Genomic DNA, 13,272 nt, shown 5'->3' with positions numbered 1-13,272 from the left:
CGATCCCCCTATTCCTTCATGCCGGAGCTCGCCATCGTTTCGATGATGCGGCTCTGCGAGAAAATAAACAGCGTGATCGGCACGCTCATGAGGATGAGCGCCACCGCGGCAGCAGCCCCGGCACGCGAGATGCCGCCAAGCACGATCTGGCCTGCCGCGTAGTGAAGCGTCTTCAACTGTTCGCTATAGATATAGCCATTGCCGTCGCTGCCCCACAGCATCTGGAACAGCAGGATGATCAGCGTCAGCCAGGCCGGTTTCACGTTAGGCATGACGATGGACCAGAAAATGCGATACTCGCTGGCGCCGTCGATCTTGGCCGCTTCCAGCAGCGCATCCGGAATCTGCTCCATGAACTGCTTCATCAAGTACAGCCCAAGCGAGTAGGCGAACGCAGGCACGATCACGGCCCAGTACGTATCGATCCATCCGATCCAAGACATGATCATGTAGTTCGGAATGGCCGTGACCGCAGGCGTGAACATCAGCGACAGGACGACGACCTGGAACATGAACGCCTTGCCCGGGAATTTGTGCTTCGCCAGCGGGTAAGCCGCCGCCGAAGCAAGCAGGACGTGGCCCACGATGCCGATGCCCGTAATGAACACGGTGTTGAATACGTACCTGGAGAACGGCACCCATGAATCGCTCAGCAGGTTCATCAGATCGGTGAAATTGCTGAACGTCGGATTTTTCACGAACAGGGTCGGCGGAAAAGTGAAAATCTCATCAAGCGGTTTGAACGCATTGTTGATGGCATAGATGAGCGGCAGCACCATAAACGCACCGAAAACGAGCAATAGGGCGAACAGGGAGAAGTTGCCCGCGCGCGAGCGGTTGATCCGTTTTTTGCCGGTAGCGATCGCGGCCATGTTATTCCCCCACCCTTCTCAGCATTCTCTGCACCAACAGGTTCGTGCCGACCATGATCATGAACAGCACGGTGGCAATGGCCGAGGCGTATCCCATCTCGAACCGGGTCGTTCCGAAATCGATCAGATGGGTGACGACCGTCTCCGCCGCGTAATTCACGCTCGGGAATCCGGCCAGCGCGATCGACACGTCCGCAACCGCAAACGACGTCGTGAGCTGGATGACCGCCCCGAACATGAGCTGCGGACGCATCGAAGGGAGCGTGATGTACCACAGCTCCTGCCAGCGGTTTTTGATGCCGTCCACCGCGCCCGCTTCGTACAGCGACTTGTCTACGGTTTGCAGTCCCGCGATGAAGGCGAGGAACCCGGTTCCCAGACTGAGCCACAGCTGGACCAGAATCAGGATCGGCATAATGTACGCTTCCGTTTTCAGCCATTGGATCGGCTCCAGCAGAATGCCCCACTTGATCAGCAGGCCGTTCGCGATGCCGTAGCGGTCACCCGAGAAGATCATCAGCCAGATGAAATACACGTTGCCCGAAATCGACGGCGCATAGAAAATAAGCGTCATGAATGCCCGCCATTTCGGCGTCAGTTCATTGATGATCCAGGCAAACACGAAACACGCGATATAACTGACCGGACCGGTGATGATGGCAAAAAGCAGCGTGTTTTTGATCGCGATCAGGAAGACGTCGTCCTCCAGGAACAGCCGCGTATAGTTCTGCCAACCGATGAACCGCGGAAACTCCAGCATGTTGAAGTACGTGAAGCTGAGAATGATGGAGACCGCGACGGGGATGACGGTAAACAGGGTGAACAGGAGCATGTACGGAGCCAGAAGCACATAGGAATGTTTGCTTGCCTTCACTTCCTTCAGCTTCCAGCCCCACCAGGCCTTCATGCCCCTTCTTGGCGATTGGCCGGGAGAGGCGTCCTGCCCATCCCGGAGAGATATTTGCGACACGGTTAACCCTCCCTCTGCTTACGGAAGACCGAATTCTTTGCGTTTGATCCGAATCTCGTCCTGAATGTATTGGGTGTAGTCCATGATGGATTCCCTGGCCTCGACGTTGCCGACGACCGTTTTGTAGAACGCATTGAACAGGTGGCGTCCCGTAAAATACCCGCCCGGCACTTCCGGAATGCCCTGCACGCTCTCGAATTGCTTCTTGAGGTTGGCATAGTCCTCGGCCGGCCACGGCAAGGAATCCAGCGCTTTGATGTTGGCCGTCGGATAACGCGCGGCTGCGCCCATAAGCCCTTCCATTTCCCGGCCGAACTCGGCCTGGATCGGCGTGCTGGTCCACCATTTCATGAACGCCCATGCGGCGTCCTTATCCTGCGCGTTCTGCAGCATCATGACGGCGCTGCCTGTGCTCGGAACGTCCCGATTCAGCGAACCGTCCGCCTGGACGGTGCCGGGAACCGGCACAAATCCCCATAAGCCGCGAATTTCCGGCGCAAACACGGACAACTGGTTGTACGTGGTATAGTCGCTCAAACCAATCGGCATCTGCCCGGTACGGAAGCGGTTGGCGAAATCGTACTCCCGTTCCAGCTTGTAATCCGTATAGAACTCGGTCCAGCGCTTGAACGTTTCGATGCCGATTCGCGAGTCGAGATCGGACTCTCTGCCGTCATTGCGGTAGAACGCCCCGCCGTTTTGCAGCAGCATCGTGGCGTACTGGGAGTTCGGCGGGATGTTAACCCCCTGCATGTTGGCCTGAGCCACGACCGGCATGCCGAACTCCATATGGTTTTTGCTCAAGATCGCAAGCGTGCTCTCCACGTCTTCCCAAGTCTGCGGCACGTCGAGCCCCAGCTCCTCAAGCACGTCCTTGCGGTAAAAGAGCATGTTGAAGGTTTGCGTTTCCGGCAGGGCATAGACGCCCGAATCGTATTCGTAAGGCACGATGGCGCTGTCGCGGAACTCCTGCTTCACCTCGGCATAATCGCCGAACTGCGTCAGATCCACGGCAGAATGGCGCATCGCGAAATTGACGGGCAAGTCGTTGCCGATCTGCATCGCCACGTCCGGTCCGTCTCCCGACAACGTAGCAGGCAGCAATGTGCCCATGTTGACCAGTTTGAGATTGACGCTGATGCCGGTCTCCGGCGTAAACGTCTCGTCGATCATCGCTTTCATCGTATTCGCCTGGTCGCGTCCGCTGCCGATCCATACCGTAATCGCGCGCTGTTCCTCCGAGGATGCCACGTTGCCGATCTGGTTGTAGTCGATGAAAAACGAATTATAGAACGTTTTGGCTTCGTGGCCGAGTTTGGCCATCGGCCCCATGCCGGTTTCGGGAATCCGCTCATCGACCGACGTAACATACAACGCATCGATCTCCAACGGTTGTTCTCTCGCCTGCTGCACCCAGGTGCCAAGCCCGCCCGCATTCGTTTTGTAGGCCGCGAGCCGTCTTGGAATGGTATCCGGTTCCTCCACCATCTCGTCCAGCTGCTGGGACATCGTCTTTAGAAGCGCTTCCTGATCGCCGGATTGCCCGGACAGCAGCCGCAGCTGGGCTGCCACTTGCTTGAGCCGCTTGCTCTCGCCTTCAAGCACCTCCAGCAGGTTCGGGATTTGCTGCTCGACCCGATAATCGCGGAATTCGTCGGGCTTGGTGCCCGTAATCATCAAAATGCGGCGATACATGGAGTTCAGATTGTACAAACTGTCCTCCACATGGCGGATCAGCGGGGCGAAGTCGCCGAGGCTGTTCTCCAACCGGATGACATGTTTGCCTTTCTCCAACCGGAACCGATATGGTTCGCTGCCGCCCAGAACGTCCACGCGGTAACCGCTCTCATAACGGAACGGCGCCTTGTTCATTTCGGCGAAGGGCACCTCGCCGTCGATCGTCAGCTTGCGGGTCGAATAGATGCCTTTCACAAAGTTTTGCTGGGCGGTAAAGCCGATATGGTAAAGTCCGGTCTCCGGCACGTCGACTTCCCATTCGATCCATTGGCCCGGCAGGCGCCAGTTGTAGCCTCCAATGGTGTTGACGCGAATCCGGGAAGCGCTGTACGGCGATACGGCCGAACTCGATCTTTCGCTGGTCGGGTACAGCGTGGGCGAGGATTTGGCGATGGCCGCTTCCCCTTCGATCCGCAGGACGATCCCCTTCGGCTGTCCGGACAAATCCGTTTGCCGGGCCGCCTCCGTTTCCGCGTACGGCACGGCCTGCTTGTCATTGAACAGCCGCAGTGAACGGATCACCATCGGTTCGCGCGAAGATTTCAGCGTCAGCACATGTTTGCCTTTGGCCAAATAAAACCGAAAGGCTTCCTGTTCATAACCGTCCGAATCCCGAAACGTCTCCTCCATCCAACGCGGCTTCTCCACTTGCTTCGGGCGCAGATCGTTGCCCTGATTGTCCTGCTGGACGTCCTGCTTCTCATTGCCCCATACACGGTCGAACTGCAAATAAGCCGCTTCCGCAAAAGGAAGCTCGCCATCGATGTAGAGCGCACGCTCTATGGCAGAGCTCTTGCCTTCAACCGGGTAATATACGGCGGAAAGGTTGTAAAGCCCGCTCTCGGGAACGTCGATCTCCCACTCCACGAGACCCGTTTCCCCCGTGTACAACGATACACCCTCCATGCCTTCGTAGTTTTCGAGCCGGCGCACATCGTCTCCCTCGGCCCGCGCATAACTTCCGGCCTCGATAGTGATGTCTACCTCGGGCCTGGCATCCGTGCCCACCCGCGACAAATATTGCTCGTAACCGTTCTTTTGCCTGGTTTGCTGCAAAACGGCATCCACCTGTATCTCGGGCAGGGGTCCCGAAGGCACTTCCTCGCTCTTCGCGTCCATGCCGTTAATCAGAACAAGCATGACGCACAACGCTGCAGCCACCCCGATCGCAGCTGTGAGAATTCTTTTTTTTCGTCGTTGCATTCCAGCCATCCTGCGAGTCCTCCTCATCAAGGCTGATGCCAGCATTGCCTCCGTCGGCACCTCGGAAAAAGGGGCATCCGTGCATCATTGCGGGCACGCGACACCCCTTTCCGATTGTGCTGGAATTATGGTTTGCCGAGCTTGTCGACAGCGGCCTGAGCCTGTGCCTTGTATTTTTCGGCGGTGGCGGTCACGGACGCATTGTTTTTGATGATATCGTTTACATAATCGCCGATCGGATACCCTGCATAGGCATCATCCAGCAGGATGCGCCCCGTGCCCGCGATATGCTCGCGAATCATGGCGATATCCCTCTCGTCGGTATAACGGCTTTCCAGGTAATCCTGGCCCGGATATTCTTCGATCTGCGAGATGTCAAACGTTTCTTCCCAGATTTGATACACGATTTGCGGGTCTTCGACCCCTTTGGGAATGAACTTGGCTGAAGCTGCATTGTTGGCGTAGGTCACTTCCTTGCTGCCCTGAGGGCCGTTCGGAATCGGGACGACGCCGGCGGCAAACGTAATATCGCCAAGCTGCCATTCCGCAGCGGTGAACAGGGCGACGTCCCCGTCCTTGAAGGTGTTGGACTCTTCCCAATTGGTTTTGTCGCCGGTCTTCACTTTCACGACGTTTTCCACGTTATAGAGTCGTTTGACGAACTCGGCGGCCTCAATCGTTTTCGGATCGGACAATCCTTCTTTGGCATTTTCGTCGTCTACGATCGTTCCGCCATTGGCTGCGGTAAAGTGGCGAAGCGCGTCAATCGCCCAACCCGAGTATCCGTACACATCAATCTTTCCGTCGTTATCCGTATCCTTGGTTGCCTGCTTCGCCAGTTCCAGGAATTTGTCCCAATTCCACTCCCCTTTGTTGTAAAGCTCCTGCGGATCGGGGAGCGACAGCTTCTTGAACAAATCGCGGTTATAGTGCATCCCCAGACCGATGCTGGTCGGTGTATCGAATGCATAGTAGTCGCCGGCGATGGCCGGATATTTGGTCATCAGGTTCGCTTCCTTGTTGATATTGTTCTCGTCGGTGGTAAATTCGGACAGGGGCAGCAATTGACCCTTGAGAATGGCCGGAAGCGCCGATTTATACTCCATCTGCACGATGTCCGCAAACGGCTCGCCGGCGAGCGCGGTCGTCGTGAACTTGTTCATGTATTCTTCGAAAGGCACGTTCACGAACTCAATCTTGACGTTGTACTTCTTCTCCACCTCGGCTATCTTGTCAAGGCGCGCCTTGTCGGATGCCGTTTCCCCCGCCGGCTTCAGGTCCCACCAGGCAGCAACCTTAATGACCCTGCCGTTCAAGTCCGGCACGTCTGCCGCAGGCGGTTCTGTATTGCTCTCCGTGTTGTTTTGGGCGGTTCCCGTGTCGGTGCCTGATTCAGCGTTTTGCTCATTTTCGGCTGCTGGCGAAGTTCCCCCTCCGCCGCTGCAACCGGAAATAACCAAAACCATGCTCAATAACAGAAGCGATAAAAAATTCCACGTTTTTCTCATGCTTCCCACAACCTCCCCGAATGTGTGTAACCCACTTTCCCCTTCAAAAGAAAATAAACAACCAAACCTAACGAAATTATAAAATCTTCAATATTCGTTATTTTATTGTTTGGTTATGACAAACAAAATTTAACATATGGAAATGTAAGCGTCAACATTTTTGTTGTTAACTTTTTCTATTTTTTCTGGTATCATGGTTGTGTAAGCTTAAAAACCCCTGTTATAACGATATTATCCTGTTTCCGAATTCATTCCTCATCTACAGAGATCGTTTTACTCCTACACATCATGTTATTTAACAGAAATAACAAAACAAAAAAATATGTATATAAACCGCAAAAAAATTAAGGGATAACAGCGAACCGAAACGATACTTCATTCCAGTAGACTGGTTGTGCTTGATTAGTAGATTTCTCTCGATTTGCCCGTATTCATTTTGGTCCGGTTATGGCAATCCATCATTAGATTCATGAAAATGAATCATGTATACTAGAGTCAGCTTGATGGCTCATTACGGATAAACGGCAGAACTACGAGTGTAAGGATGGTATGATGAAGACGAAGGTAACAATTCAGGAAATTGCGCACTTTACAGGACTGTCGAAATTTGCAGTCTCACGCGCGCTTTCCGGCAAATCAGGCGTCAGCGAGCAAACGCGGGACATGATCCTTAAAGCTGCAGGCAAACTTGGGTATTTTAAGGACAACAGCACCTTGTCCGGCGATCAACATAACGGCAATGATCTGCAAGATCCCCAAAACGTGCGCTGGAGCGGAACGATTCTGATCCTGTTTCCCAACGTACGCTATCAAAACCAGGAATCCATCTATTGGGGGCCGGTGTTTAACGGGATTTCATCCCGTTTGAACCAAAAGAACATCAATATTCTGACGCTCACCGAGCCTTCCGCCGACCAATTGTTCACCCTGCTGAACCCGGATGCCATCCGCGGCATCATTACAGTCGGCACGATCTCGACGCCTATACTGCTGGAGATCAAGCGGCTCGGAATCCCCGTCGTGATGGTGGATCACCTTGACCCGGTATTTCAATCCGACAGCATTTTCACCGACAACTTCGCTTCCATGCGTGAAATCATGCTCTACCTTATTCGAAAAGGATTTAAATCCTTCCAGTTCGTGGGTGATATCGGGGATGCGCAAAGTTTTTACGAGCGCTGGGTTGCATACGGGGCAGTACTCATGGGCGACAACATCGAAATGAACCAATGGCCGGAGCTGATCGCTCCCGACATCGATTTTCGGCAAGTGCTCTCGTCGATTATCGAGGAGGGGAAGCTGCCCGAGGTATTCGTGTGTGCCAACGACTTTTATGCGCTGTATACCATCGAAGCTTTGCAAAGCTTGGGAATCAACGTCCCCGAACAGTGCGTGGTCACCGGTTTTGACAACGTATACGACAACATTCCGCTGCTGGCCACGGTTAACGTCAATAAGGAACTGCTTGGCGCTCGTGCCGTAGACCAGATGTTATGGCGCATCCTCAACCCGGAGAGCAGCGTGGAGAAAAAACTGATCCTGGCCGACGTGATCATTCGCGAACAGTATGGCAAGCCCAACGGATAGCGCGGTCCATGTTTCATATGCAGAAATCCCCTGTACCTTGGCACGTTTCCGGTACAGGGGATTTCTGCTGATTCATGTATTTGATGGTTATCCTCGTTGGATTAGCAAAAAGGAATAAACAGCGATCGGAAGATGGTACTGCGCTCGCAGGGCACTAGTGGGATTTATTATTGCGGTTTATATAGACGGACCTACGTATCCGTGCGGACATCGTCCCAATCTTGATCCATGTAACAAATCAACCAGTTTAGCGCCCGGTGACGTTCATAGGCCACCCCGCCAATCAAGCCAGCGGGAGGCTCCTGCTCCTTGATGCGGCTATCCACGCATACCCAGTTATAACGATAAATAAGATCCGCCTCGTCCATGATTTCGCTTTTGCCGCGCATCGTGGCATCGGCAACAAATGCGGCAAAATCCTCCTTCCGCTGCAAATGGCCTACCGCCTGGCTGACATTGCAGATTTCTGTCGGCGCACCCAACTGGTCGATGTACCCCAACGCCCACAGCATCACCGCATACGCTTCGTATCCCCAAGAATAGGCAATGACGTCCTGATGTTCGGCACCAAGCTGGTGCACGAAATTCCGTTCTGCCGGAGAAAAGAAACGTTCCGCCCCGTACTTGTCGATCACTTCCTGCACCAGCGCTGCCGTGTCTTCGGCACTCTCGCCGGCCCCGAGGCACTCGCCCTTCAGCGCTGCAATGCAGAGCGCCACCGCCCGGGCGGCGACTTCCTCTTTGCTGCGAATCGTCGTATGCTCTTCCCCCGCTCGTACAGGCAGATTCGCGTTATAGGGAATGCCCTGCTCGGCCAATATCCGTTCCGATCTCGCCTTCCTTTTCTTTCCGGACTCGGTCTCTTGCAAATCGGCATGCAAATAGCTGGTATGTGCCGTCACCGTGTAATCCTCGACTTCGGAACGGCCAGCCATGTCAAGCAATAATTGCCCCTGGGCATTCAGCAGCGAGCCTCCTCCCCAGAAAATGACCGCATCCAGCGCGGATGCAAGCTGCAGCAGTTCCCCATAGAACGTTTCGTCGATGTCTTCATCCGTTTCGATGCCGATCACCATGTTCAGCGTGGAGCATTTGATCAGTACTTTTTCCTGGACCAAGGGCCTCTCGGCCTCGATCTGCCCAAAGAAATTCATCATGCCCTGAATCATCGGACCGAATTCCTCGGGATGTGTCTGGCTGGTCATGATGTTGAATCCTTTGCTTTTTTTGCTGAACCATTTCTTGCGGGTCACCCGAATATGGGTTTTGTCCGGTTGCTGCTCGATCGTATCTTCCGGATATAGAGAGGTAATCATTCCATACAGCTCGTCCAGATCAAAACGAGAGCTGTACAATGCGCAATTTTTCATACCGTTCACCATCTTTCCCATGTTGTGCTTGCGTTGACTCTATCGCCTAATCCTTGTAAGGATCGAATTCGTTGCTGCCTGCCATCGCCACGCCGACCGGACGCAGGACATGATTGATTTTTAGCGTATTTGCATGGGCGTTCAATACATCCTGCAGTTTTTTATACACAAACGGGCTTTCATCCGTGCCAGCACCGCGGAGTTCGACGCCATACGCCCGAATGGCCTCATGCATTTGCCGTTCGCTGATCTCGCCGCCCATGCGTTTGCGCAGCTTGTAGTTCATTTTGCCTGCGGCCTGCGTACGGCTCATAATGCGGCCGGCTCCATGCACCGTGCTGCGGAATGAGGCTGTGTTTTCCTCGCTGTCCATGCCTTCCACGATGACCGAAATATCGCCCATGCTGCCGCCGACAAAACCAAGCTGCCCGGGGGCAAGCGGCGTCGCTCCTTTACGGACAACGACAACCTCTTCGCCCATATGCTGCTCCTTCCACGCAAAATTGTGATGGTTATGCACGGCATATTCCACGTTAGCCCCAAGAATGCGTACCGTCTGATCGATGACGTAATCACGCCCGGCATACGCATATCGGCCCGCCAGCGTCATCGCATCCCAATACATATGCCCCAACTCACTGTTCAGATCGAGGAGCGTAGGCGGCTGATCCATGGATTCCCCTGGTGCCTTGCCGCCGAATTCCCGTCCTGCCGCAAGATTGAGGAAACCGCTCGCCACCTTGTGCCCGAAGCCGCGGCTGCCAAAATGGTTGGCCACCCATACCTTGCTCGTCGCTTCTTCCACGAACAGATCGACAAAATGATTGCCGCTCCCTACCGTTCCGAGCTGGTTGCGCGCCAGGACTTTCAGCTTCTGCTGCAGCCCCGGCTCAATGCTGTCGAACAGCTTCCAGCTTGCATCGTCGAACAGCTCATGATCGACAGGCGTCGGGTTGTTTCGACCCACCCCGAACGAAATCTCCGCCTGGACCTGGTCCATGATGCCGGAAATCCGGTCACGGATATCGCTCCACAACAGGTTGGTGCGAATCGCTTTGTTGCCGCAGGCAATGTCGTATCCGACGCCGGAAGGGCTAATCATGCCGCGGTATGCCACCACGCCGCCAATGGGCTGCGAGTATCCTTTATGATGGTCGGCCATCAGGGTCACGCCCAGCACGTCACCATGCAGGGAACAGGTCACGGCCTGGCTGACTGCGTTCTCCAGCGGTTCCCCCCATACTTTGATGTTATCGATGATACGCATCGTAATCGAAGCCTCCTTCGTCTATAAAATAAAAAATAAAGCATGTATATTCTGAATTCATATATCCTTTGATTCTACCAAATACAGGAGGTCACGGAAACCTATTCATTCCTTTAGGCCTTTCACCTAAAAGCAAAAAGAGAGCATGCGTTTTGGCGCACACCCTCTTTTCTTGCCACAGCACATGTCCTAACAGCAGCAAGGCGTTTACTTTTTGCTGATCTTGAACTTGAACTCCCACGTCGCCGTGTTGCCGGAATAGCGGCCCCGGTTCTCGGTTACGACCACCTTGACCGTTTTGTTCACCGATTTGGTGATCGAGGACACCTTCACGTTCAAGGTTTGGCTGCCCACGTCCGGAATTTTGTCCTGCTCCTCGGCAACGGCTTTCAGCTTCAGCGTATCCGTGGATTTCAGGTTGAGCGTGATGGACGAGCCTTCGTCCAGGCTCTTTCCGTTCGCGCTTGCCGCAATAGCCCATTCGTTGCCGACCGAATTGTTTTCCACCAATTCAGCGCTTACCAGGGTCACCGTGACTTTGACCGATTTGGCGGCAGCATGGGAAGTCGGCGAAACGACGGCCAAGACCAAGGTAAAGATCATAAAGGCAGCAGCCCATTTTTTGAGCATGTTCACCAAGCGAATACCCCCAGAATTTTACTTTTCGAGTCTATCCCTTATTCGCCTTTTCTCTTAAGTAATCCTTCCGGGAAAATATCAATTTCGCCGCCTTTCACCATTTTCAGTCAAAATGCTTCCGGTACCCCTGCACCTTCTCGTCACCGAAGCCCAGCTTCTCGTAAAACCGATGCGCTTCCTTCCGCTGGTCGCCGGACACCAGGATCATATAACCACAATTCCGCTCCTTCGCGATCCGCTCAATCTCGGCCATCAGTTTCTGTCCGACCCCCTGCTTGCGCACATGCTGCGACACGATCACATTCTCAATGACCATAAAAGGCCTGCATTCCCCCACAAGGTCCATGCATTCGATGCCCATCACCGATCCGGCCAGCTTGCCTTCATGGAATGCGCCGAGCAAATAATACTGCTCATTCTCCGCGATGAAACGAAACATACGCTCCATCTGATCTACATTGGCAGGCATACCTATCAATTCATCATATAACTGACTGAGCGCAGGCAGATCCTGCTGTTCAATTTTTCGTATGGTAACCATCCGGCATGCTCCCCTTCGATTATGTCGTTTACTGTTGCGGTGTCAGCCGCTCTTCGAAATCCGTAGATTGGAAAATTGCTGAATCGGCCCTTCCCAGCCCTCTTCCCGAATTTCATCATACGTTCCACAGGTATAACCGGCAATAACTTTGCGCCAAAAATGCTGGGCAGGCACGTTTTCTTCCATTTCGGCGACTTTCCACGTACCCTTGAAACGATTGAATAGTTGAACGGCTGCTTGCGCGCCCACGCCCTGCTTTCGATACTTCCGCATCACGAAAAACTCGGCCATTTCGTATACGCTCTCTTCCCCTGCTTGCTGCAGTTCGCGAATGAGCGCAAATCCGGCCAGCTTGTCATCTACCCTGAACAAGAACGGATGTCGCCCCGGTTCTGTCCAATAATGATCCAGATACATATATTCATACAATCCGTTTTCATTGACGTCCTCCGGGTCGTATTCGCTGAAATCATACTTGTAGAGCTCCAACAGATTGCGCAGCGTTGATTTGTGTTGAAGTTCGGCTTGTTGAATGGTCAACATGGTTCTTCCCCACCTTGCTTTCGATTTATCTTCTTCTTGCCAGCAGTTTGAAATTCGTAAAGACATAATTTATGCCAGACTATTTTTTAAATACCGCCCTTTTTTGCACCCTTTTTTTGCTCCAAATGCAACCATGCCGCTATAACATTTATGTCATCGAAACTGCACTGCCCCATCCCCAAAAATGGTGTCATCACAGCTAATTGCAAGTGGCCATCCACTCTGGTTCTTCGACCGATCATAAACATTTTTGGTTTGTTGCCGGGCTGTAAATCTAAGCCTGAAGGGATCGTCCCAGTGCTATACTCATGAAATTCAAAACCTAAGTCCTCATAGTGCTTAAGAAGTTTGAATTGTCCCCGGTCTTTCCCAACATAAATAATGCTTATATTCATCGGATAATGATCATAGAGATTTCTTATCAACTGTTTTCTATTGGTTGCATGGTTATCATAGTAATTATAATACTCTCTGCTGTTTTCGAATTTTCCTGAAACGACATAAGGGAAATCCGTTTTGCTTTTCTTCGGAAGCGGATACCAGTCAAACATTGCTGTTTCCCCGTCCCTTTTATGTAAGGGATACGTGCTATAGTCATCATTTTTTGTGAAATATTTTAGTACTGAAAAATCAAGGTTTGCCTCAAGCAGAGCTGCTAAGCGAATTTGCATACGCATCGTTTGGTCGATTTTTCTATCCAGTTCCCAGCTTTCCGGCCTGCCCCTTTTTTTCAAACTACCATTTATAGCTGTAAGAAGTGCGGGAGCGGAATGTGTATCTGTAACATACCAACCCCCTTCATATCCATGCTTCTCGTCTACGTAATGAACAAATTCATGATGTTGAGAGAGGAAACCTAATCTTCCTTCTAAATTTTCGTCATAATTAAAACGCCATAATCCCTCCTCCATACCGACAAAAACATATTTTGCATCTCTCAAATTCCCATATTGCATAAACGTTTCAAACTGATGAAATTCATCTTCACTCAAAATATATTTGCCGTTTATTACTTGCATCGTAGAACCTCCATTG

Annotated in this window: 11 protein-coding genes; 1 reads left to right on the top strand and 10 read right to left on the bottom strand. The window is 52.7% G+C overall.

The features are described from left to right. Nucleotides 1–8 precede the first annotated feature (8 nt). The 4 genes from MKY59_RS08020 to MKY59_RS08005 form a co-directional block, all read right to left on the bottom strand. Nucleotides 9–872, bottom strand: a complete 864-nt coding sequence (locus tag MKY59_RS08020) for a carbohydrate ABC transporter permease (RefSeq protein ID WP_236416089.1) — start codon at nucleotides 870–872, stop codon at nucleotides 9–11. Nucleotide 873: 1 nt separating this feature from the next. Beyond that, entirely contained in the window at nucleotides 874–1,779 is a 906-nt protein-coding gene (locus MKY59_RS08015; RefSeq protein ID WP_236416334.1) for a sugar ABC transporter permease, read from the bottom strand. 81 nt (nucleotides 1,780–1,860) lie between these two features. Continuing rightward, the gene (locus MKY59_RS08010) at nucleotides 1,861–4,791 is read right to left on the bottom strand and encodes an extracellular solute-binding protein (RefSeq protein WP_339277010.1); all 2,931 of its coding nucleotides are present in this window, start codon (nucleotides 4,789–4,791) and stop codon (nucleotides 1,861–1,863) included. A gap of 116 nt (nucleotides 4,792–4,907) precedes the next feature. After that, complete coding sequence (locus MKY59_RS08005) at nucleotides 4,908–6,290, bottom strand: extracellular solute-binding protein (protein ID WP_339277008.1); 1,383 nt, start codon at nucleotides 6,288–6,290, stop codon at nucleotides 4,908–4,910. Between the two features lie 552 nt (nucleotides 6,291–6,842). On the opposite strand from MKY59_RS08005, the gene MKY59_RS08000 reads away from it, so the two are divergent. Continuing rightward, nucleotides 6,843–7,877, top strand: a complete 1,035-nt coding sequence (locus tag MKY59_RS08000; RefSeq protein WP_339277006.1) for a LacI family DNA-binding transcriptional regulator — start codon at nucleotides 6,843–6,845, stop codon at nucleotides 7,875–7,877. 191 nt (nucleotides 7,878–8,068) lie between these two features. Here the strand turns inward: MKY59_RS08000 and MKY59_RS07995 are convergent, their stop codons facing one another. The 6 genes from MKY59_RS07995 to MKY59_RS07970 form a co-directional block, all read right to left on the bottom strand. Further along, nucleotides 8,069–9,247, bottom strand: a complete 1,179-nt coding sequence (locus MKY59_RS07995; protein ID WP_339277005.1) for a DUF4272 domain-containing protein — start codon at nucleotides 9,245–9,247, stop codon at nucleotides 8,069–8,071. A 46-nt stretch (nucleotides 9,248–9,293) separates the two neighbouring features. Further along, complete coding sequence (locus tag MKY59_RS07990) at nucleotides 9,294–10,520, bottom strand: RtcB family protein (protein ID WP_339278352.1); 1,227 nt, start codon at nucleotides 10,518–10,520, stop codon at nucleotides 9,294–9,296. 201 nt (nucleotides 10,521–10,721) lie between these two features. Then, the gene (locus MKY59_RS07985) at nucleotides 10,722–11,144 is read right to left on the bottom strand and encodes a hypothetical protein (RefSeq protein WP_339278351.1); all 423 of its coding nucleotides are present in this window, start codon (nucleotides 11,142–11,144) and stop codon (nucleotides 10,722–10,724) included. 112 nt (nucleotides 11,145–11,256) lie between these two features. Next, nucleotides 11,257–11,694: a GNAT family N-acetyltransferase gene (locus MKY59_RS07980; protein WP_339277004.1), complete on the bottom strand. Its 438-nt coding sequence runs from the start codon at nucleotides 11,692–11,694 to the stop codon at nucleotides 11,257–11,259. A 42-nt stretch (nucleotides 11,695–11,736) separates the two neighbouring features. Continuing rightward, nucleotides 11,737–12,237, bottom strand: coding sequence for a GNAT family N-acetyltransferase (locus tag MKY59_RS07975; protein WP_339277002.1), 501 nt, complete (start codon nucleotides 12,235–12,237; stop codon nucleotides 11,737–11,739). Between the two features lie 86 nt (nucleotides 12,238–12,323). Beyond that, entirely contained in the window at nucleotides 12,324–13,256 is a 933-nt protein-coding gene (locus MKY59_RS07970) for a hypothetical protein (RefSeq protein WP_339277000.1), read from the bottom strand. Nucleotides 13,257–13,272: the final 16 nt, after the last annotated feature.

Source organism: Paenibacillus sp. FSL W8-0426, assembly GCF_037969725.1.
Taxonomy (GTDB): domain Bacteria; phylum Bacillota; class Bacilli; order Paenibacillales; family Paenibacillaceae; genus Paenibacillus; species Paenibacillus hubeiensis.
This window is presented reverse-complemented; position numbering and strand designations above follow the sequence as displayed.

Excerpts from the sequence above, each read along its gene's own strand:
- MKY59_RS07975 (WP_339277002.1), bottom strand. The coding sequence starts at position 12,237 with ATGTTGACCATTCAACAAGCCGAACTTCAACACAAATCAACGCTGCGC.
- MKY59_RS07985 (WP_339278351.1), bottom strand. The coding sequence starts at position 11,144 with ATGCTCAAAAAATGGGCTGCTGCCTTTATGATCTTTACCTTGGTCTTG.
- MKY59_RS08015 (WP_236416334.1), bottom strand. The coding sequence starts at position 1,779 with ATGAAGGCCTGGTGGGGCTGGAAGCTGAAGGAAGTGAAGGCAAGCAAA.
- MKY59_RS07980 (WP_339277004.1), bottom strand. The coding sequence starts at position 11,694 with ATGGTTACCATACGAAAAATTGAACAGCAGGATCTGCCTGCGCTCAGT.
- MKY59_RS07995 (WP_339277005.1), bottom strand. The coding sequence starts at position 9,247 with ATGAAAAATTGCGCATTGTACAGCTCTCGTTTTGATCTGGACGAGCTG.
- MKY59_RS08010 (WP_339277010.1), bottom strand. The coding sequence starts at position 4,791 with ATGGCTGGAATGCAACGACGAAAAAAAAGAATTCTCACAGCTGCGATC.
- MKY59_RS07970 (WP_339277000.1), bottom strand. The coding sequence starts at position 13,256 with ATGCAAGTAATAAACGGCAAATATATTTTGAGTGAAGATGAATTTCAT.
- MKY59_RS08020 (WP_236416089.1), bottom strand. The coding sequence starts at position 872 with ATGGCCGCGATCGCTACCGGCAAAAAACGGATCAACCGCTCGCGCGCG.
- MKY59_RS08000 (WP_339277006.1), top strand. The coding sequence starts at position 6,843 with ATGAAGACGAAGGTAACAATTCAGGAAATTGCGCACTTTACAGGACTG.
- MKY59_RS08005 (WP_339277008.1), bottom strand. The coding sequence starts at position 6,290 with ATGAGAAAAACGTGGAATTTTTTATCGCTTCTGTTATTGAGCATGGTT.